Genomic DNA, 22,607 nt, shown 5'->3' with positions numbered 1-22,607 from the left:
GCTTAGGGGAATGGCTCATGGTTGAGCCTTGCGCTAATTAAATTTGGATAAAAGCTTGTACAAAAAATAAACATCACAGCGAGTGATAACTTAAGTGTAGTGTAAATATTGATATTAGCTAGTTTATTTTCTGTTATTTTATCTTATTGTTTTTAAAGACAATGTTTTTGTTTGTGGTGTTTTTATGCTCAGGCTATGCACGGACTAAGAACAGCTTATTCACAGGTTGTTAAAGGGCTAGCTAGCAGTTGTTAGCCACAGGTTTGGCAATCGTGAATTGCTGTGTCATGATGTAAAAAAAATAATGTGAATTTCTTGTGTTAAATATCATTTGGTCGAGCTTCTTTCTAGTCGCATTGCTTGCAGCGTTTGTTCAGTATTTTCTATTGGGTAATCATTTAGTTTTCGAACAAGTGATCAGTAGTATTTTTGACATGTCTAAACTAACGGTTGATATCGCTATTGGTTTAGTCGGGATATTAAGTTTTTGGCTTGGCATGATGAAGATCGCTGAAAGAGCGGGGCTGATCAACAAACTGGCCCACTTTATTTCACCTTTATTTGTAAAGCTGATGCCTGAAGTACCGAAGGGTCACCCTGCAATAGGGTCTATGACCATGAATTTATCGGCTAATTTTTTAGGGCTAGATAACGCAGCAACGCCACTTGGCCTTAAAGCCATGCAAGATTTACAAACCCTTAATCCAAATAAAGATACTGCGACTAACGCACAAATCTTATTTTTGGTTTTGAACACTTCGTCGGTCACCTTGTTTCCTATCGCGGTTTTTATGTATCGTGCACAACAAGGGGCGGCTGATCCTACCGATGTCTTTTTACCGATCTTGATTGCAACATTTTGCTCAACCTTAGCAGGTTTATTTAGTGTTGCTTGGTTGCAAAAAATTAATTTATTACAGCGAACAGTTGTTCTATACCTTTCCGGAGCAATAGCGATCATCGCCGCGCTTATCCTTTATTTTATGCAGTTGTCGGCTGATGCGCTTGCTGAGCAATCATCATTATTAGGCAACGGTTTAATTTTCATTACACTCGTTGCATTTATTCTTGTAGGCCTTAAACGTAAAGTAGATGTCTATGAAACCTTTATTGAAGGCGCCAAAGAAGGCTTCTCTATCTCTATTAAGCTTATTCCTTATCTTTTGGCCATGTTATGTGCGATTGGCATGATACGTTCAAGTGGCGCTTTGGGCCTAATTGTCGACAGTTTTCGTGTCGTTATCACGTTTATTGGTTTTGATACCCGATTTGTTGATGCGTTACCTACGGCGATTATTAAACCGCTTAGTGGTTCTGGCGCACGTGCCATGATGATTGAAACCATGAATAATCATGGCGCTGATTCATTTGCTGGGCGGTTAGCTTCAATTATGCAAGGCTCCACCGAAACCACATTCTATGTACTAGCCGTATATTTCGGCTCTGTCGGGATCAAATACTCTCGTCATGCGCTAACCTGTGGCTTAATTGCTGATGTATCAGGTATGGTCGCTGCAATTGGGGTTTGTTATTGGTTTTTTGGTTAGTCATAAATAAACAATAACGCACTATTTATATATCAATTCATAGACTTTCGTCTAAATTTTATACATTGTCGACAATTGTTGTGGTTGTTAGCTTGACGACGACAAATAATTAGCTATTATTAAGCCACTTATTGAAAAGTGTCGACAATTTTATTTTGATGAATAATCCAACTAAGCAACAGGCCATCACAACTACCGATAAAATTTTTGAACAAATGCAAAGTGCAATTGTTGAAGGTGACATACCTGCTGGTAGCAAAATCAGTGAGCCAGAGCTTTCAAAAAAATATCAAGTTAGTCGTTCTACACTTCGTGAAGCCCTCAATCGTCTAGAAAAATGCCATCTTATAGAGCGTAAAGCTAACGTCGGTTCTCGTGTCGTAGAGTGCACCATCCAAGGTTTATTGGAAATTTACATTGTCCGTGAAGCACTTGAAGGGATGGCTTGTCGTCAAGCAGCTCAAAACATGACTGACGATGAAATTCAACAAATGAAGGCAATTTTAGAGCAACACGCTCAAGCCAAAGATCTACAAGATGGTGTTGCCTACTATCAAGAAGAGGGTGATTTAGACTTTCATTATAAGGTCATACTTGGCTCTCATAATAACGAACTCATTAATATTCTCTGTGGCCAGCTATACCACTTGGTCAGAATGTATCGCTGTCAGTTTGGTATGAACAGCCCTCGTGCTACACGTGCCTTTGACGAGCACTCTAGAATTATTGAAGCAATCGCAGATAGAGACGGTGAATTAGCAGAGATGCTTATGCGTAGACATATCGCTGCTTCTAGAAAAAATATCGAAAACAAAATTGCGCTAAAACAACAAAAAGAACAAGCGTAGCAAATACATTACATCACGTTGATGAACAAAATAAGGATTACTTATGTCAGCTCAACTTTCTCCTGGTGCTAAGTTCAGACTAGCCCTTCAAAATAACAAACCATTGCAAGTGGTCGGTACCATTAACGCCTATTGCGCGATGATGGCTGAACAACTTGGTCATCAAGCCATTTATTTGTCAGGTGGTGGTGTTGCAAACGCATCTTATGGTTTACCAGATTTAGGTATGACGTCGTTAAATGACGTTATCGCCGACGTTCAACGTATTACTTCGGCATCTAGCTTACCGTTACTTGTTGATATTGATACCGGCTGGGGTGGTGCATTTAACATTGCAAAAACCGTACGTGACATGGAAAAAGCAGGTGCAGCTGCTGTGCATATTGAAGATCAGGTTGCGCAAAAGCGTTGTGGACATCGCCCAAATAAAGAAATCGTTTCTACCGATGAAATGGTTGATCGTATTAAAGCTGCTGTTGATGCTCGCACTGATAAAGACTTTTTTATCATGGCGCGTACCGACGCATTCGCCCAAGAAGGCCTAGAAAAAGCATTAGCGCGTGCTAAAGCTTATGTAGAAGCTGGTGCTGATGGTATTTTTGCAGAAGCCGTTAAAACTGAAGAGCATTACCGTGCGTTCTCAGAAGCACTCGATGTCCCGATTTTGGCAAATATTACTGAGTTTGGTCAAACTGAACTTTGGAACAAAGAACAGCTAGGAGAGTGGGGCTGTGCAATGGTGCTATATCCATTATCAGCGTTTAGAGCAATGAATAAAGCGGCAGAGTCGGTTTACAAAACCTTACTAGCTGACGGCGATCAGAAAGCTGAAATCAATAATATGCAAACTCGAATGGAATTATACGATTACCTTGGTTATCACGACTACGAGCAAAAGCTTGATTCGCTTTTCGCTGAAGGTAAGAACAAGTAATTGAGGAGAGATTCTGGCCTACGCCAGAATGACGATTGCAGTTAAGAGTGACGACTGTAGTTAAGAGTGACGACTGTAGTTAAGAGTGACGATTGTAGTTAAGAGTGACGATTGTAGTTAAGAGTGACGATTGTAGTTAAAGAGTGACTGTTGACGTTAACGCATGAAGATTGTCGTTTGTGCAACTTCAGTTAACGAAAAAATAGCTGTCGCACGAGCTTGCGCTAATAGGCTTGCTTAAGTTGTAGAAGCGTCATCCTGAACTTGTTTCAGGATCTCATTGCTTAGCATTTTATCAGTAATAAAAAATGAATTTAGTTACTTAAACAACGAAACATAAATAATTCAAAAATATTAAAATTTGAGGAAAGAGAGATGGTCGATAAAAAATTAGGTGGAGCTGGCCTTCGTGGTCAAAGTGCAGGTGAAACTGCTTTATGTACGGTGGGTAAAACAGGTTCAGGCTTAACGTATCGTGGTTACGATATTAAAGATTTAGCAGCAAATGCTCAATTTGAAGAAGTAGCCTACCTTTTATTATACGGTACGTTACCAACGCAAACTGAATTAGACGCGTACAAAACGCGTTTAAAAGGCATGCGTAAATTACCAGAAGCTTTAAAAACAGTATTAGAACAAATTCCATCAGACGCACATCCAATGGACGTTATGCGCACGGGTTGTTCAATGTTAGGTAATTTAGAAACTGAAGCAACAGACTTTTCAGATCAACTAGACCATATCGATCGTATGCTAGCGACATTCCCGGGTATTGTGAACTACTGGTATAACTTTAGCCACAATGGCACTCGTGTTGAAACTGAAACCGATGCAGACTCAATTGCGGAACAATTTTTATGGACGTTGCATGATAAAAAACCGGAACCATTGCACGTTGAAGTCATGCATGCCTCGTTAATTTTATATGCTGAGCATGAATTCAATGCGTCAACATTTGCAGGTCGTGTTTGTGCATCAACGCTGTCTGATATCCATTCTGTAGTTACTGGTGCGATTGGTACATTACGTGGTCCTTTACATGGTGGTGCAAATGAAGCCGCGATGGATATGATCCAGCAGTGGAGTTCAGCTGATGAAGCTGAAGAAGCAATGCTTGGTATGTTAGCGCGTAAAGAAAAAATCATGGGCTTTGGTCATGCTGTTTATCGTGAATCTGATCCACGAAATGCAATTATCAAAGAATGGTCTAAAAAGTTATCTGAGCAAGTAGGTGACACTCATCTATATGCAGTGTCTGAGCGTTGTGAAGCAGTAATGTGGCGTGAGAAGAAGCTGTTCTGTAATGCTGATTTCTTCCATGCATCTGCTTATAACTTTATGGGTATTCCAACCAAGTTGTTTACTCCAATTTTTGTCTGTTCGCGCGTTTCTGGTTGGACAGCACATGCGATGGAGCAACGTGCAAATAACCGTATTATTCGTCCTTCTGCAGACTATACAGGTCCAGAGACAATGGAATTCGTTGCAATTTCAGAGCGTGGCTAATTAGACTTAAAGATTCCGGCCTACACCGGAATGACGACAAAACGTCATCCTGATAAATAGCCGCCTTGCCGACACAGGACGGGACCAAGACAGAAAGTTGTCATACTGACGCAGGTCAGTATCTCGACGGTTAGTTGTCATCCTGGCCTAGGTCAGGATCTTTAAAAAAGTCATTGTCATCCCGACGCAGGTCGGGATCTAATTTAATTAAATATCGATAGGTCAATTATGAACTATGATTACCGCAAGCCGCTACCAGGCGCAAATGTTGATTTCTTTGATACACGAGAAGCTTGTGAAGCAATAAAACCAGGCGCCTACGCCAAATTACCTTATACCTCTCGCGTTTTAGCAGAACAATTAGTACGTAAATGTGATCCTGCGGATTTAACAGCGTCCTTAGAACAAATTCTGAATAGCAAACAAGACTTAGACTTTCCTTGGTACCCTGCACGTGTAGTTTGTCACGACATTTTAGGTCAAACCGCATTAGTTGATTTAGCGGGCTTACGAGATGCGATTGCCGACCAAGGTGGTGACCCTGCTAAAGTAAATCCTGTAGTGCCAACACAGTTGATCGTTGATCACTCGCTAGCAGTAGAAGCTCCTGGTTTTGATAGTCAAGCTTTTGAAAAAAACCGAGCGATTGAAGATCGCCGAAATGAGCATCGTTTTCATTTTATTGAATGGACAAAAACAGCTTTTAAAAATGTAGATGTAATTCCTGCCGGCAACGGCATTATGCACCAAATCAATCTTGAAAAGATGTCGCCTGTTATTCAAAATCGAGATGGTGTTGCGTTTCCTGACACTTGTGTTGGTACCGATTCTCATACGCCGCATGTTGATGCACTAGGTGTTATAGCGATTGGTGTTGGTGGCTTAGAAGCAGAAACTGTTATGCTTGGTCGCCCATCTATGATGCGCTTACCTAATATTGTCGGTGTAGAACTTGTAGGTAAACGTCAACCTGGCATTACCGCAACTGATATTGTACTAGCGATCACAGAATTTTTGCGTAACGAAAAAGTTGTTAGTGCGTATTTAGAATTCTTTGGTGAAGGCGCTAGCTCACTATCAATTGGTGACAGAGCAACGATTTCAAACATGACGCCTGAATACGGTGCATCAGCGGGTATGTTCTATATTGATGAACAAACCATTGATTACTTAAAAATTACGGGTCGTGAACCAGAGCAAGTTCAGCTAGTTGAAACTTACGCTAAACACACAGGCTTGTGGGCTGACGATTTAAAAGATGCTGATTATGAGCGAGTATTAACGTTCGATTTATCTACGGTTGGTCGTAATATGGCAGGGCCATCTAACCCGCATCGTCGTTTAGCGACTGCTGATTTAGCATCGAAAGAAATAGCGAAAGATTTAGATAAAGCTAAAGCACAGGAAGAGCAAGGCGAAATGCCTGATGGCGCAGTAATTATTGCGGCGATCACTTCATGTACAAATACCTCTAACCCTCGAAATGTTGTCGCGGCAGGCTTAGTTGCTAAACGTGCTAACGAACTGGGCTTAATTAGAAAGCCTTGGGTTAAGTCATCATTTGCTCCTGGCTCTAAAGTAGCAAAACTTTATTTAGAAGAAGCCGGTTTATTGCCAGAACTGGAAAAACTGGGTTTCGGTATTGTCGGCTATGCTTGTACTACGTGCAACGGTATGTCGGGTGCGTTAGATCCTAAAATACAGCAAGAAGTTATCGACCGAGATCTTTACGCCACAGCGGTATTATCGGGTAACCGTAACTTTGATGGTCGCATTCACCCTTATGCGAAACAAGCGTTTTTGGCGTCACCACCATTAGTTGTGGCTTATGCTATTGCAGGTACGATGCGGTTTGATATAGAAAAAGATGCATTAGGTTATGATGAAAATAATAACCCGATCACCTTAAAAGATATTTGGCCATCAGATGAGCAAATAGATGCCATTGTTGCATCTTGTGTAAAACCTGAACAATTTAAGAAAGTATACACGCCAATGTTCGATTTAGGTGCTTTTGAACCTGCAGAAAGTCCATTATATGCATGGGATGAAACCAGTACTTATATTCGCAGACCTCCTTATTGGGAAGGTGCCTTAGCGGGTGAAAGAACAATGAAAGGGATGCGCCCTTTAGCGGTACTTGGCGACAATATAACGACTGACCACTTATCACCAAGTAATGCGATACAGCTAAACAGTGCCGCAGGTGCTTACCTAGATAAGATGGGCTTGCCAGAAGAAGATTTCAACTCCTATGCAACGCACCGTGGTGATCATCTAACGGCACAGCGTGCAACATTCGCCAACCCTAAGTTGTTTAACGAAATGTGTCGTGATGAGAGTGGCGCAATAAAACAAGGTTCACTTGCTCGTATAGAGCCAGAGGGCGTTGAGTCACGCATGTGGGAAGCCATTGAAACCTATATGGATCGTAAACAACCACTGTGTATTATTGCAGGCGCTGATTATGGTCAAGGCTCAAGTCGAGATTGGGCAGCCAAAGGTGTTCGCTTAGCCGGTGTTGAAGTTATTGTTGCTGAAGGCTTTGAGCGAATTCACCGTACGAACTTAATTGGTATGGGGGTATTACCGCTTGAGTTCTGTAATGGTGACACCCGTAATACGTACAATATTGACGGTACTGAAACATTCGATGTGAAAGGTGAAACAGCACCTGGCACCGCGATGACTGTCGTTATGACACGTACATCTGGTGAGCAAGTTGAGTTTGAAGTGAAATGTCGTTTAGATACCGCTGAAGAAGTTTCAGTTCATGCAGCTGGTGGTGTTTTACAAAAGTTTGCCAACGACTTCTTGGAATCAAATTCATAATTGTGATTTAGTCGTTTTTCGTTGTTGTAAGTGCTCATTGACGTTCGTCAACTATGCGCTTCCGCCTGAAAAACAAACTAAAATCTAAATGATGAAAATCTATTCTTAATGATTTTAATTATAAATGGCACAGCTGATGTGCCATTTTTATAAGCTTAAAAGGAGAGAGCTGTGGCTCACGTTCCTCAAGTAAAAATACCAGCGACTTATATTCGCGGTGGTACGTCAAAGGGCGTATTTTTTAATCTAACTGACTTGCCAGAGCTTTGTCAGGTTGCCGGAGAAGCACGCGACAACATGTTGTTACGTGTAATTGGCTCGCCAGATCCTTATGGTAAACAAACTGATGGTATGGGCGGAGCAACGTCGAGCACCAGTAAAACGGTAATCTTGGCCAAATCTGAGCAACAAGATCACGATGTTGATTATTTGTTTGGCCAAGTCGCGATAGATAAAGCCTTTGTTGATTGGTCTGGAAACTGCGGTAACCTAACGGCAGCTGTTGGGTCATTTGCTATATATTCGGGATTAGTAGATTCTTCTCGTATTCCTGAAAATGGCGTCTGTACCGTTAGAATTTGGCAGAAAAACATACAGAAAACGATTATTGCTCAAGTGCCAATTACCAATGGTGAAGTGCAAGAAACCGGTGATTTTGAACTTGACGGTGTGACATTTCCTGCGGCAGAAGTACCGGTTGAGTTTATTGCGCCGGTTGACCCATCAGAAGCAATGTTCCCAACAGGCAATGTTGTCGATACATTAGATGTGCCGGGTATTGGTCAATTAACGGCAACGATGATCACTGCAGGTATCCCGACAATTTTCTTGAATGCACAAGAAATAGGGTATCAGGGTATTGAATTGCAAGATGATATTAATAACAGTGACGAAAAACTCGCATTTTTTGAAACAATACGTGCACATGGCGCGGTTGCTATGGGCTTGATTGATAACATTGAAGAAGCCATAAATCGACAACATACTCCTAAGGTGGCATTTGTTGCACCAGCAGGCAGTTATAGCGCATCAAGTGGCAAAGCTATTGATGAGTCAGACATAGATTTAAATGTTCGCGCGTTATCAATGGGTAAATTGCACCATGCCATGATGGGCACCGCAGCCGTTGCTATTGGCACAGCGGCTGCAATTCCAGGCACAACAGTGAATTTAGCTGCAGGTGGTGGTGAGCGAGAATCTGTGATTTTTGGTCATCCTTCAGGTACCTTAAAAGTTGGCGCTAAAGCCAACGTACAATCAGGTAACTGGGTTGTTGAAAAAGCGATTATGAGCCGAAGTGCTCGGATCCTAATGGAAGGCTTAGTAAGAATTCCTGGTGATAGTTTTTAGCTAGTTGGTCGACTTACTAGCCTATTGAGAGGCATAACTAAATAAAAACACCTATGTTAAAACCTTGGTGTTTTTTTATTGTTTAACTTTGTTATGATGCGATAAATTTACATTCTTTTCTAAATGTCATGTCATTGATAACACTAAGTAACTCCGATTTTGAAGTCGTGATCAACCCATCGTTAGGCGGTAGCATTGTCGCTTATAATTGGCTGTCACACCCTAATGGCGTAGTACCTATTTTACGGGATGCTAAGACAGCTACCTGTGTGTTAGACGCGTCAAATTTTCCATTGGTTCCCTTTTCAAACCGTATTAAGCAAGGGACATTTGATTGGCAAGGCCAGAAATATAACATACCTTTGAATTTTCACCCTGAAACAAGTGCAATACACGGGCAGGGGTGGCAGAACAGCTGGCAGGTAGTTGAGTCGACAGAGACGTTTTTACATATTTCATTTGAAATGACAACAAATGAGTGGCCATTTGCTTATATTACTGAGCAACGCTTTACCTTACATGATGATGGATTGCATCATGAATTATCAATCACCAATACTGACAAGAGAACGATGCCAGCAGGATTGGGCTTTCATCCTTACTTTGTAAGAACGTCAAAAGCTAAGATGTATGCTGATGTTGATAAAATGTGGGCGGTAGATGATAAGTGCCTGCCAACCAAACTTATAGATGCGCCAATAGGAATTAATCAAAAGGGCGTTTTGGTAAACGAGGTCGTATTAGATAACGGCTTTACTCAGTTTGCCAAAAAGGCCGATATTGTTTTGCCAGAACTTGCGACAAAAATTTCATTAACCGCCAGTGAAAATTGCAAGTTTGCCGTGATATTTACACCAATAGGTGAAAACTTTTTTTGTATCGAGCCAGTGAGCCATTGTACTGATGCAATAAATTTACATGCGCAAGGCAACAAAGATACAGGTGCAGAAGAGCTGAGCGCTAACGAGACATTCAGTATATGGATGAAGCTTACTCCAAGCTTGATTTAGCGGTGCATTAGTACGCTAAATTTAACAACAAATCCTAATAACTGGTTGTTTGAACAACAAAGTGTTTAAAAAAATAGCAAACGAACACTTTTATTAAATAAAGGCTTTACAAGAGCTATGTGAGACATTAATATTCGCATCGTTCTTTAGCGACAGCTAAAGCATTTGGTGAGATGGCTGAGTGGTCGAAAGCACCGGTCTTGAAAACCGGCATGGGTTTGTAGCCCATCTAGGGTTCAAATCCCTATCTCACCGCCATATTAAGAGAAACCCGCTATTTTTATAGCGGGTTTTTTCGTTTCTAATGCCTTTAATAACACAGAAGAAATTGTGGGTTTGTAGCGCCGTACCTCTAAGTAGGGTTCAAATCCCTATCTCACCGCCATATTTAGAAAAGCCCGATTCGAAAGACTCGGGCTTTTTGCTATTCAGAGTATTAAAATTTATCATTAGAAAATGGCTTTGTAGTCAACACCTTATACAGGTTTCAAATCCCTATCTCTAGGTTTTTATCACATCCATGTGAAAACTACATAACTTCATCCTTGAAGTTAATCCCACCTTTTAGAAAGCCTAACTCTGAAGTGCCCCCATAAAATTGGGCTTTTTGCATCCTAATTAATAGGTGAAATCATTAAATACCTTGTTCCAGAGCCTAGTTCATTGCTGATTTTTTCGATGAGCTTTGTATGACTAAGTATCGGTACAAGGTATCGCCGTAATCAACGATAAATTGTGCTGTAATTTTCTAAAAACGAGCCACTGTGCTCTTTTTTATCTATTTAGTCGACAAAAACATGATTAATAGTCAAGTAACGGTAGGGCAGTTCACCTTATTGCTGTATACTTCGCCACCTTTATTATTTAGACGCATCTCAACACCCAAGTATTTGGCGCTAAGTTTTCGTTACCGTACCTAGGACAAACTTTTGATCACAACATCGAATATTACCATGCAATTTGGCGCTGAGCCGTTATTTGAAAACATTTCTGCAAAGTTCGGCAACGGCAATCGCTACGGCTTAATTGGCGCTAATGGTTGTGGTAAGTCGACCTTCATGAAAATCCTTAGCGGCGACTTAGCCCCAACGTCTGGCAATGTATCAATTACCACGGGCAATAAAGTGGGTGTGTTGAGTCAAGATCAGTTCGCATTTGAACAATTTAGCGTGATTGATACCGTGATCATGGGCGATGTCGCGTTATGGAAAGTTAAACAAGAACGAGACGCCATATACGCGCAAGCGGAAATGAGTGAAGCTGATGGTATGCGAGTAGGCGACTTAGAAAGTCAATTTGCTGAAATGGATGGTTATAGTGCAGAAAGTCGTGCTGGCGAAATTTTATTAGAGGCCGGTATCGACGAGTCATTGCATTACGGATTAATGCAACAAGTTGCACCGGGCTGGAAACTACGTGTTTTACTAGCACAAGCCTTGTTTGCCAATCCTGACATTTTATTGCTTGATGAACCGACCAACAATTTAGATATTCATACGATTAGTTGGTTAGAAGGTGAATTGAATAAGCGCAAATGCACCATGATTATTATTTCTCATGACAGGCACTTTCTTAATGCTGTTTGTACTCATATGGCAGACATCGATTACGGTGAGCTACGCATTTATCCTGGTAACTATGAATTTTACTTAGCGCAATCAAGCTTGTTACGAGAGCAACTTTTAGCCGGTAACGCGAAAAAAGCAGCTGAGATTGAAGAGCTACAAGATTTTGTTAACCGTTTTGGTGCTAACGCATCTAAAGCGAAACAAGCAAGTTCACGTGCAAAGAAAATGGATAAAATTAAGTTAGATGAAGTTAAATCTTCGAGCAGAATAACACCAAAGATTTCGTTTGCACCGGGTAAAAAAATGCATCGACAAGCGTTAGAACTTGAATGCTTGTCTCATGGTTTTGACGGTAAACTACTTTTTGACAAAGGTGACTTACTGCTTGAGGCTGGCGCTAAACTAGCCATTATTGGTGAAAATGGTGTCGGTAAAACAACGTTTTTACGATGCCTAATGGGTGAGTTACAACCAATCGGTGGTGTGGTTAAGTGGTCAGAAAATGCGACTGTTGGCTATTGCCCACAAGATAGCAGTCATTTCTTTGAGAATGATTTAACCATTATGGATTGGATGACGCAATGGCGCAGGCCTTGCCACAACGATTTAACCGTGCGAGGCATGTTAGGCCGTTTATTGTTCACAGAAGATGATGCCAATAAGCGTGCTCGTAACTGTTCTGGTGGTGAAAAAAACCGTCTGTTATTTGGTATGTTGATGATGCAAGATATCAATGTCTTAATTATGGATGAACCAACAAACCATATGGATATCGAAGCAATTGACGCGTTAAATAATGCGTTGAAAGCATTTGAAGGTACGTTGATATTTGTCAGTCACGACCGTGAATTTGTCTCTAGTTTGGCAACACGCATTATCGATATTAAAGAGAATAAACTGGTTAACTTTGATGGTACGTTAGATGAATACCTAGCAAAGAGTGTTCTTCAAACTAAAGTTGCATAAGTTTATTGTTTAGCCTGTGTTCTCTATCGTCATTAAATTAGAATTTTAAGGTATCTGTATGTCGTTCTCTAATCTAGGTTTGTCTGAGCCAATTTTAAAAGCGCTTGACGAAATAGGGTATAGCACACCAACACCAATACAAGCTAAAGCAATACCCGTTGTGATGTTGGGTAAAGATTTAATTGCAGCGGCACAAACGGGGACAGGTAAAACAGCAAGCTTTGTTTTACCTTTATTAGAGAAACTAAATAACGACAAGAAGTTACGCAGTAAACGTATTCAATCATTGGTACTTGTCCCGACGCGCGAGCTCGCAGTACAAGTTGCAGCAAGTATTGAGCAATACAGTAAGTATTTAAACATTACCTCATTGGCAATGTACGGTGGTGTTGATGCTGAGCAACAAAAACAAGCATTAATTTGGGGTGTAGATATGCTTGTAGCTACCCCTGGAAGATTGCTCGATTTAGCCCATCAACGTGCTATACATTTTGATGAGTTAAAAACCTTAGTACTAGACGAAGCCGATCGAATGCTAGATATGGGTTTCATTGATGATATCAATAAAATCATTGATCGCTTGCCTAAGGATCGTCAAAACCTCCTGTTTTCAGCGACAATTTCTGAAGATGTGCAACGTTTAGCTAAACGGACATTGCAAGATGCTAAAGAAATAACAGCAAGTAATAATGACCAATCAACGCCAAATATTGATCAATGGCTAGTTACCGTTGATAAAAGCAATAAGTCTGCGTTGTTGAGCTATTTGATCAAAACGTTTGATTGGCAGCAAGCTTTGATTTTTATCGAGACAAAGCAGGGTGCGGCTAAGTTAGTGAGTCAGCTAGCCAAGCGAGGTATTATTGCTGAATCCATTCATGGTGGCCGAACACAGGCCATTCGTGAGCAAATTTTAGCAGATTTTAAAACGGGTAAAATTAATTACTTAGTATCAACAGGTATCGCTGCTAGAGGGCTTGATATCGATGATCTTGAGCGTGTTGTCAATTATGATTTACCCGCTAAGGCTGATGAGTACATTCACCGTATTGGTCGAACAGGCCGAGCAGGTGCTTCAGGTGAAGCTGTGTCATTGGTATCAAAAGATAACTTTCGCGAATTATGTGCAATTGAAAGTCGCCTGAACCATATCATTAGTCGTAAGGCATTTGAAGAGTTTCCCGTTAAGAAAACAGTACCTGTTTCTATCTTAAACTACGTACCCAAAAACAAAAGATAAGTACACATAAACCATAGCTAGGTCGCTTATTTACTGTAAATTTTTCAGTAAAGCGGCCTTTGAAGTATTTACCGCTTAGTTAAACCCCGTCAAATAATATAATGTTGAACAAATTATAAGCCACTTATTTCGGTTTATCGTATGTCATAAGCTTAAAAAACACTTCCGTTTTTCGTTGAAATAGTCAATAGTGGTTGAATAGTAACCACGAACTTAAGTGGTTATTATTTATAAAAAAGCTATAAAAATAATGAGAATACTTACCAAAAGGAAGCGTTTTATGGGGAATGTAAAAGTCGAAAATGAAAACCTATTTCGTGCATTAGTCTGTTTGCCGTTAGCTATATTGTTTAGTTTATTAGCAGGAAACTCTGTAATGAACTCAGGCATAATAATCTTTCAGGTCATGTTTGTCGTGTTAGCTATGTATTTTGTGCTTAGTACATTAGGTTACTTTGCACTGTATACCAATGAATATTTTGATGAGAAAGCACAATCGTGGTAAAGACTTGAGTTGCCAAATTCAAATGCTTGATGGGGTATGAATTTACCCCATAACTCATTCAGCTTTACTGTTCTTATTAGTAGCTATGAAATAACACGCATTTTATAATCATATATCAAGCTCCAAATGCTTCAAACTGGCAATTACGCTTTGATGTGATGCTACACAATCAACAACAGACGTTTTTTCAAGGGGAAAAGTTAGCTGTCATCTTGATTGACTAGGTTAACTACTCCCAAAAGCAATCAATTGTTTACCCATGCTGTATTTTTTATTCCAATTTCTGCTACCTACCTCATTGTATTAATAGACAAACTCTTTACATACAATCTTGTTAACTCTAGAATTAAACCAATTAGCTTTTGCTTTGGACTTACGTTGTTTAAACATATCTTACTTTTCGTTGTACTAATCTTTGCTCAAATAGGGCAGAGTTATGCGATTGCGTCGATGAAATGCCAAGATATGCAAAACACCATGGTTACAAGCACGTCCGTTGATGCGCATCAACATCACATGTCAACAAATAGTGATGATAGCCATGCCAATCACGAACATATGAATATCGAAGTGATGGAACATGAACAGTGTTGTCAAGATGACTGCTTCTGTCCGGCTAATACATGCAGTTCTTTTTCAGTGTTAATGACCGGTAAGCTTCATCACACAAACATTCTTTCACAGCGTGTTATCCCATTGGATAACAATCTAGCGATTAACCAATCTCTTTCAAGCCTATATCGTCCACCGATTTCTGCTTAACCTAGGGCTATTGTGCCCAAATTTCAGTATTCCATTCAAAAATAATGCTATTTTTACGATAGCTTGTTAAGTTTTATTGTTTTATCCAGTATTTCTGGAGGATAAAAATGTTCAAAATTTGTATCTACTGTGTCGCTTCTCTCTCGATAGCTATCGCACCAGTATATGCTAATGGAGTCAATTCATTAGCAAACGCGATTGAGTTAGCAATTGCTAATGATCCATGGCTCAACCAAAATCAATCACTACAAGATGCGCAACTCAATCAGAGTATTGCCGCCAATACGTTACCAGACCCACGTATATCATTTGGCTTAATGAATTTGCCTGTTGATAGCTGGCAATTAGATCAAGAAGCGATGACTCAAATAACCATTGGCGTTTCACAAATGTTTGCCCGTGGTAACACCTTGTCACTAGAACAGCAAAAGCTGATAGAACAGGCATCCCAGCAGCCATTGTTAAGACAAAACAGAAAAGCTTATGTAAAACGCTTAATTACTCGCATATGGTTAGAGGGATATCGAGCAAACAAAACAATATCACTGATTAACAGAGATAAAGTGCTGTTTGACCAACTGCTTGAAATTAGTCAGTCAAGCTACGGAACGACGCAAGGAAATACCAGACAACAAGATATTATCAGTGCTCAACTCGAGTTAATTAAACTTGAAGACCGGTTACTTATTGAGCAGCAAAAGCTCGAGCAAGTGTTCTCTCAACTATCTCCTTGGCTGTTGAACAGTGATATTCAACAGATGTCTAGCGATAATCATGTTTTACACGTTAATTACGGTAACGCGTTACCTAGATTGGTTTTACGTTACGGTGATAAAATTAAAAATAAAGCATTAAATAACAGAGCGTTATATGAAAAACTTCAGTTTCATCCGTTAATGCATGTTGAAACGTACAAACAAGCTGCGGCAAGACAAGATGTGTCAATTATGAATGAAAAATATAAGCCGCAGTGGGGCGTTTCTGCGAGTTATGGTATTCGAGATGACGACCAACTCGGTGATAGTCGAGCTGATTTTTTCTCTATTGGTGTAAGTGTTGATATGCCTATTTTTACCGAAAATAAACAGGATAAATTAGTTCGAGCAGCGATATCCCGAGCCGAAGCCGTTGAAACAGATAGGGTCCTGTTACTGAGAAAGTTAACGAGTAATGTACAAACTGCGATGACACAATTGCATCGACTAAAAGAGCGTTACTCCCTTTATGAAAAGCAAATCATGCAAAAAACAATTGAACAAGCAGAGTCAGCGTTAACTGCCTATACCAATGATAACGGTGACTTTACTGATGTGATCAGAGCGAGAATAGCGAAACTTGATACGGATATAGCGCGCTTAGATATCAGTGTGAAGGCATTACAAGTCACTGCTGATTTAAACTATTACTTTACGAAATATGAACCTGTTGATACTAAACAGCTTGCGGTAGGGGGCTAATAATGAATACAAAAAAAATAGCGATAGTACCAATGATTATTGGTGTGCTTGCTGCGTTAATGGTTGGTATTTTAATGGGTAAGCTTTTTTTCGAAGGGACACAAACGCCTAGTGCCACCGATAGCGGCGCTAAAAATGAGCCGCTTTATTGGGTTGCGCCAATGGATGCGAACTATCGAAGAGATAAACCTGGTAAATCACCGATGGGCATGGATTTAGTGCCTGTTTATGATGAGCCTCAATCAGCTAACGATTTTGGCGAAGGTGTTGTTGAAATTTCATCATCGGTTGTTAATAACTTAGGTGTAAGAACCGCAATAGCTACACAAGATTATTTTGAACAGACTATAACGACTGTTGGTATCGTAAAGTACGATGAAGATAAACTTGTCCATATTCATCCGCGTGTTGATGGTTGGATAGAAAAGCTCTATGTAAAGACAGTTGGCGATCCTGTAGTAAAAAATCAAGCACTTTACACACTATATTCTCCTGAATTGGTTGGTGCGCAAGAAGAGTATTTAATTGCACTCAATCGCAAGAACAACACATTAATACAGGCTGCAAAAGCACGGTTGTTAGCGCTACAGTTAAGTGAGGAATATATAGAACGATTACGCACAAATAAAAAGGTTAGCCAAACGGTTACATTTTACGCGCCGCAGTCTGGCGTTTTAGATGACTTAAAAGTTCGCGAGGGCTTCTATGTTAAACCCGGTAATACACTGATGAGTATTGGGCAACTTGATGAAGTCTGGGTTGAAGGCGAAGTTTTTGAGCGCGATGCGTCGTTGATTGTTGAAAATGCCAAAGTAGATATGACGTTAGCCACTTACCCAGGCAAGGTATGGCAGGGCGATATTGAATATATTTACCCAAGTTTAAACGCAGCTACACGTACTTTGCGTGTGCGACTAAGTTTTGTAAACGCAGATCGCTTACTCAAACCGAATATGTTTACTGAATTACGTATTAAAAACCAATCATCTCAACGATCTGTTTTGGTACCAAAAGAAGCCGTGATTCGAACGGGGCAAGACGATAGAGTAGTTTTAGCCCTAGGACAAGGTAGATTCAAGTCAGTTAACGTCACAATAGGACATGTTAACCATGAGGTGATAGAAATTTTAGAAGGTATTAACAGCGGTGATGAAGTAGTAGTTTCAGCTCAATTCCTACTGGATTCTGAATCAAGTATTTCATCTGATTTCTTAAGAATGATGCCCGATGAGGACGACGTAACTGATATTATGAATGCTAATGTTGATGGCGTTATCAATAAAATCAATATCGATTCACGGATACTAAATATATCAAGAGAAGCGATTGTTAAATGGAATAGAGAGGCTGAGACAATGGACTTTGTTGTTGCCAGCCATATTAATCTTTCCGAGTTGGAAATAGGTCAAAATATTAACTTTACCTTTGAAATTCGAGATGAATTCGTTGTTGTAGAGCTTGTGGTGCTTGAAGATAAAACACATGATCAACACAAGGGGCATTAATAATGATATCTCATATAATTCATTGGTCGATTAATAATCGTTTCTTTGTTTTACTCGTTACATTGATCACCATTGGCTTTGGTATTTTCGCTTTTAAAAATACGCCTATTGATGCCATACCTGATTTGAGTGATGTTCAAGTTATCATTAAAACGAACTATCCTGGCCAATCGCCACAGGTCGTTGAAGATCAAGTAACATACCCACTCACAACGGCAATGTTATCTGTCCCCGGTGCCAAAACAGTGCGAGGATTTTCTTTTTACGGTGATTCGTATGTTTATATTATTTTTGACGACGATACCGACATGTACTGGGCAAGATCTCGTGTTTTGGAATATTTATCACAGGTAGCGCCTAAGTTACCTTCCTCAGCAAAACCTCAGTTAGGTCCTGATGCAACAGGTGTTGGGTGGGTCTATCTTTATGCCCTCGTTGATCGAACGGGCAAACACGACCTAAGCCAGCTACGTGCGCTACAAGATTGGTTTTTAAAATTTGAATTGCAAACCGTTGCTGGTGTTTCAGAAGTAGCAAGTATTGGCGGTATGGTTAAGCAATATCAAGTGATGGTAAACCCCGAAAAACTGAGCGCTTACGGTATTCCTCTGCGCCTTATCGAAACAGCGGTAAAACAAGGCAATCAGGAAGTAGGTGCATCGGTTATTGAAATGGCTGAAGCGGAGTATATGGTTAGCGCGTCAGGCTATATTAATTCTGTTGATGATCTGTCTAACATTCCTTTAGGCGTTAACGATCAAGGCACACCTTTGTTGTTAAGTGATGTAGCGCAGATAACATTAGGCCCACAGATGCGACGTGGTGTTGCCGAACTAAATGGTGAAGGCGAAGTGGTTGGTGGTGTTGTTGTCATGCGTTTTGGTGAAAACGCTCAACAAACAATTAACCGCGTTAAAGATAAACTAACTACGCTAAAGAAGGGACTACCACAGGGTGTAGAAATCGTAACTGTTTATGACCGTTCCGGCTTGATTGAAAGAGCTGTATCAAATCTATGGTCCAAACTTGCCGAAGAATTTGTCGTTGTTGCTTTAGTGTGTATCGTTTTTCTTTTCCATATCCGATCATCATTTGTCGCTATCATTAGTCTGCCCATAGGTATCCTTGTGTCGTTCATTATCATGTACTACCAAGGAATAAACGCAAATATCATGTCGCTAGGCGGGATTGCTATTGCTATTGGTGCGATGACAGATGGTGCAATAGTCATGATAGAAAACATGCATAAACACATGGAAAGGACACCACTAACACCAGAAAATAGATGGCAAATCGTCGCTAAGTCAGCGACAGAAGTAGGTCCTGCACTATTTTTCAGTTTATTGATTATTACCGTGAGTTTTCTGCCGGTTTTTATTTTAGAAGCGCAAGAAGGACGAATGTTTTCACCGCTAGCGTATACGAAAACTTATGCAATGGCAGCTTCGGCAGGTATCGCTGTGACGTTAATACCGGTTCTTATGGGATATTTTGTTAGAGGTAAAGTAACCTCGGAGCAAAAGAATCCAGTCAATCGATTGTTAGTCAACACTTATCGTCCGGTACTGAAAGCCGTATTGTCATTTCCTAAACTTACGTTGTTTATCGTTTTTGCGATAACCTTGTTAGGATTTTATCCAGTGAGCAAGATCGGTCATGAGTTTATACCAGAACTCGACGAAGGCGATATCATGTATATGCCAACGACACATCCTGGTATATCTATTGGTAAAGCACGTGAGCTGCTACAACAAACCGACAAGTTAATCCGTACTGTGCCAGAAGTTAAAAACGTTTTTGGTAAAGTAGGTAGAGCAGATACGGCAACAGATCCTGCGCCGTTAACAATGATTGAAACCTTTATTCAATTAAAGCCAAAAGCGCAATGGCGCGAAGGCGTTACAACGAAAATTTTAAAAGAAGAGCTTAATCATTTAGTAAAGATCCCTGGTTTAACCAATGCGTGGGTTATGCCAATAAAAACACGAATAGATATGCTAGCAACAGGCGTTAAAACACCTGTTGGTATTAAAATAGCGGGCGCTGAGCTAGACGTTATCCAGTCTATAGGTGAGCAAGTAGAACGAGTACTTGAAGGTTATCCTGGTACGGCGTCAGTCTATTCAGAGCGTGTCGCTGGAGGTCGATATATTAAGATCGACATTAATCGACTAAAAGCAGCGCGTTACGGTTTGAATATTGACGATGTTCAACAAGTTATCGCAACAGCTATTGGTGGTGTGAATATTACACAAACGGTTGAAGGGCTTGAACGTTATCCAATAAACCTGAGATATCCGCAAGCTTATCGTGATTCGCCAGAGCAACTAAATAAACTACCGATTATCACCCCTAATGGCCAACGTATTGCCTTAGCTGATGTCGCATCTATTTATCTCGAAGACGGCGCACCCGGTATAAAAAGTGAGAATGCACGTATTAACGGCTGGACGTTCGTTGATATTGAAGGTGTTGATTTAGGTAATTACGTTGAAGGCGCTAAAGCGTTAATTCATGAAAAAATTAAATTACCGCCAGGCTATTCAATAAGTTGGGCTGGCCAATATGAGTATTTGTCTCGCGCTCAAGATAAGTTAACTTACGTATTACCACTGACCTTAGCAATCATATTAATTTTGCTTTATATGAGTTTTAAAAGTTTCGCAGAAGTTGCCATTATTATGGGGACTCTGCCTTTAGCGCTTATTGGTGGTATTTGGTTGATTTATATTGAAGGCTTTAATTTTAGTGTAGCAGTTGGTGTTGGCTTTATAGCACTAGCAGGTGTCGCCGTAGAAATTGGCGTGATTATGTTGGTATACCTAAATCAAGCCTTTAACGATCTCATAAAAAATGAACAAGGTCATGACGGCAAACTGCCAGAAGCCTTATTGAAAAATGCAATTCTTGCGGGTGCAGGTCAGCGAGTTCGACCTGTGATGATGACAGTTTCTACCATCATAATTGGGTTAATGCCTATCTTATACGGTAGTGGTACAGGTTCAGAAATTATGAGTCGTATTGCTGCGCCTATGGTGGGTGGTATGTTTAGCGCGTTAATGTTAACGTTAATTGTAATCCCCGCTGTGTATTTTTTATGGCGAAAACATCAGGTTAGTAAATAAGGGCATGAGTGAGAGTAGTTCGACGTTTTCATAAATGGTTAATGGCAATATTGGCGGTTCAGTTTTTGATTTGGTCAATAACTGGTATGTATATGGTGTATTTTAATATCCATTATATTCATGGTGACTTACTTGTTCACAACCACCAAAAGGCCATTGACCCGTCGAAAATCAATGTGACTGTTGCTCATTTACAGGATCGTTTCCCGACGTTAGCATCATTAACATTGAAAGTGCTCATTGAGCTACCTGTCTATCAGATTGATAACGAATGCAGTAAATTGCTAATTGATGCAACTAACGGAAATCTTCTGTCACCTATTGATGAATCGTTAGCGAAACAAATCGCTATTCATGCCTATACGGGTAAAGGCGCCGTTACTTCTGTTTTGTTGTTTAAAGAAAACCAACCTTTTGAAGTGAGCTCCCGGCACTTACCTGTTTGGCAGGTTCAATTTGATGATTTTGCGTTGCCAAGTCTGTATATTTCAGCGCAAAGCGGCGCTATTGTTACCAAACGACATAGTTTTTGGCGACTTTTTGATTGGATGTTTCGTTTCCATATAATGGATTATGAAACGAGTGAAGTAGACAACTGGTTACTTTGGTGTACAACACTACTTGGCCTATTAAGTTGTGGTTGCGGGCTTTATTTAGTTTTCAGTAAATTGGCTAGTAAGCGTAGCCGTTCGAGCAATAGGGCGATGCGATGAAATTTATCAGAAAACTTCATTATATCTTGTCGTTAGTTGTTGGCCTGCAGCTAATGATATGGCTTGTTAGCGGTTTTTACTTCAATGTCATGGATAGCGAAAAGGTATCTGGAAACCAATATAAAGTGCAAGGTGCTCATAATATTGTTTTTGATCTAGCTAATGTGATGCCAATAGAAAACTTGTTAGTGTCCCATCCAAACATTGTCTCGATAGACGTCGTTAATGTGTTAGGAAGCGCCCATTATTTAGCTTACTTTTCTAAAGCGCTATACCCACATTTTAAGCAAGACTACCAATTGTTTGAAGTGACCGATTTAACACCTTTTACTATTACAAAAGATATTGCGAAACAAATAGCGACATTGAGCTATAACGGTTCAGGCCAACCTTTTCGAATTACGCTGATGGAAAAACCAATAGAGTTACTTAAACAAAAAAACGCAAGTTGGCGTGTTGATTTTGATGATCAGGTAAATACCAGCGTATATGTTGATGCGCATGCCGGGCATATTATTGGTCACACTGATGATAACAAACGATTTGCAGACTTTTTCTTTATGCTCCATTTTATGGATTATGCAAAAGAAGGCAGTTTCAATAACTATTTGATGATGTTTTTTTCTGTTATTGCTTTTTGGCTTTCATTGACGGGCACGCTATGGGTCAGTTATATGATACGTAAAGGACAGTACAAAGTGAGACTGAAAAAAAAGCCACGACTTAATTAAAGTGGTGA

Annotated in this window: 16 protein-coding genes and 1 tRNA gene; all 17 read left to right on the top strand. The window is 40.2% G+C overall.

What is annotated here, in order from left to right:
- Positions 1-317 precede the first annotated feature (317 nt).
- The 17 genes from QQK02_RS07005 (at position 318) to QQK02_RS06925 (ending at position 22,599) form a co-directional block, all read left to right on the top strand.
- Complete coding sequence (locus QQK02_RS07005; protein ID WP_284207265.1) at positions 318-1,547, top strand: nucleoside recognition domain-containing protein; 1,230 nt, start codon at positions 318-320, stop codon at positions 1,545-1,547.
- A 152-nt stretch (positions 1,548-1,699) separates the two neighbouring features.
- The gene (locus QQK02_RS07000) at positions 1,700-2,395 is read left to right on the top strand and encodes a GntR family transcriptional regulator (RefSeq protein WP_284207352.1); all 696 of its coding nucleotides are present in this window, start codon (positions 1,700-1,702) and stop codon (positions 2,393-2,395) included.
- Positions 2,396-2,438: 43 nt separating this feature from the next.
- Positions 2,439-3,329: a methylisocitrate lyase gene (gene prpB, locus QQK02_RS06995; RefSeq protein WP_284207264.1), complete on the top strand. Its 891-nt coding sequence runs from the start codon at positions 2,439-2,441 to the stop codon at positions 3,327-3,329.
- Between the two features lie 375 nt (positions 3,330-3,704).
- Complete coding sequence (gene prpC, locus QQK02_RS06990) at positions 3,705-4,835, top strand: bifunctional 2-methylcitrate synthase/citrate synthase (RefSeq protein ID WP_284207263.1); 1,131 nt, start codon at positions 3,705-3,707, stop codon at positions 4,833-4,835.
- Positions 4,836-5,063: 228 nt separating this feature from the next.
- Positions 5,064-7,667, top strand: a complete 2,604-nt coding sequence (gene acnD / locus QQK02_RS06985) for a Fe/S-dependent 2-methylisocitrate dehydratase AcnD (protein WP_284207262.1) — start codon at positions 5,064-5,066, stop codon at positions 7,665-7,667.
- Positions 7,668-7,838: 171 nt separating this feature from the next.
- A complete protein-coding gene (prpF, locus tag QQK02_RS06980; RefSeq protein WP_284207261.1) occupies positions 7,839-9,017 on the top strand; it encodes a 2-methylaconitate cis-trans isomerase PrpF in 1,179 nt (392 codons plus the stop codon).
- Positions 9,018-9,145: 128 nt separating this feature from the next.
- The gene (locus tag QQK02_RS06975) at positions 9,146-10,027 is read left to right on the top strand and encodes an aldose 1-epimerase (RefSeq protein ID WP_284207260.1); all 882 of its coding nucleotides are present in this window, start codon (positions 9,146-9,148) and stop codon (positions 10,025-10,027) included.
- A 167-nt stretch (positions 10,028-10,194) separates the two neighbouring features.
- A tRNA-Ser gene (locus QQK02_RS06970) sits at positions 10,195-10,285 on the top strand.
- A 671-nt stretch (positions 10,286-10,956) separates the two neighbouring features.
- Entirely contained in the window at positions 10,957-12,561 is a 1,605-nt protein-coding gene (locus tag QQK02_RS06965) for an ABC-F family ATPase (RefSeq protein ID WP_284207259.1), read from the top strand.
- Between the two features lie 58 nt (positions 12,562-12,619).
- Complete coding sequence (locus QQK02_RS06960; RefSeq protein ID WP_284207258.1) at positions 12,620-13,801, top strand: DEAD/DEAH box helicase; 1,182 nt, start codon at positions 12,620-12,622, stop codon at positions 13,799-13,801.
- 280 nt (positions 13,802-14,081) lie between these two features.
- Complete coding sequence (locus tag QQK02_RS06955; protein WP_284207257.1) at positions 14,082-14,306, top strand: hypothetical protein; 225 nt, start codon at positions 14,082-14,084, stop codon at positions 14,304-14,306.
- Positions 14,307-14,684: 378 nt separating this feature from the next.
- Complete coding sequence (locus QQK02_RS06950; RefSeq protein WP_284207256.1) at positions 14,685-15,068, top strand: hypothetical protein; 384 nt, start codon at positions 14,685-14,687, stop codon at positions 15,066-15,068.
- A 107-nt stretch (positions 15,069-15,175) separates the two neighbouring features.
- Positions 15,176-16,525 (top strand): TolC family protein, encoded by a 1,350-nt coding sequence (locus QQK02_RS06945; protein ID WP_284207255.1) that lies wholly within the window; start codon positions 15,176-15,178, stop codon positions 16,523-16,525.
- Positions 16,526-16,527: 2 nt separating this feature from the next.
- Positions 16,528-18,030: an efflux RND transporter periplasmic adaptor subunit gene (locus tag QQK02_RS06940; protein ID WP_284207254.1), complete on the top strand. Its 1,503-nt coding sequence runs from the start codon at positions 16,528-16,530 to the stop codon at positions 18,028-18,030.
- A 2-nt stretch (positions 18,031-18,032) separates the two neighbouring features.
- Positions 18,033-21,155: an efflux RND transporter permease subunit gene (locus QQK02_RS06935; protein ID WP_284207253.1), complete on the top strand. Its 3,123-nt coding sequence runs from the start codon at positions 18,033-18,035 to the stop codon at positions 21,153-21,155.
- An 8-nt stretch (positions 21,156-21,163) separates the two neighbouring features.
- Positions 21,164-21,868, top strand: coding sequence for a PepSY domain-containing protein (locus QQK02_RS06930; RefSeq protein WP_284207252.1), 705 nt, complete (start codon positions 21,164-21,166; stop codon positions 21,866-21,868).
- Positions 21,865-22,599, top strand: coding sequence for a hypothetical protein (locus QQK02_RS06925; protein ID WP_284207251.1), 735 nt, complete (start codon positions 21,865-21,867; stop codon positions 22,597-22,599). Before QQK02_RS06930 ends, QQK02_RS06925 begins: the two co-directional genes overlap by 4 nt.
- The last annotated feature ends 8 nt before the right edge of the window (positions 22,600-22,607 follow it).

This window comes from Thalassotalea eurytherma (assembly GCF_030161415.1).
Classification (GTDB): domain Bacteria; phylum Pseudomonadota; class Gammaproteobacteria; order Enterobacterales; family Alteromonadaceae; genus Thalassotalea_G; species Thalassotalea_G eurytherma.
Note: the sequence above shows the minus strand (reverse complement) of the source record. Positions and strands in the feature narration are given on the sequence as shown.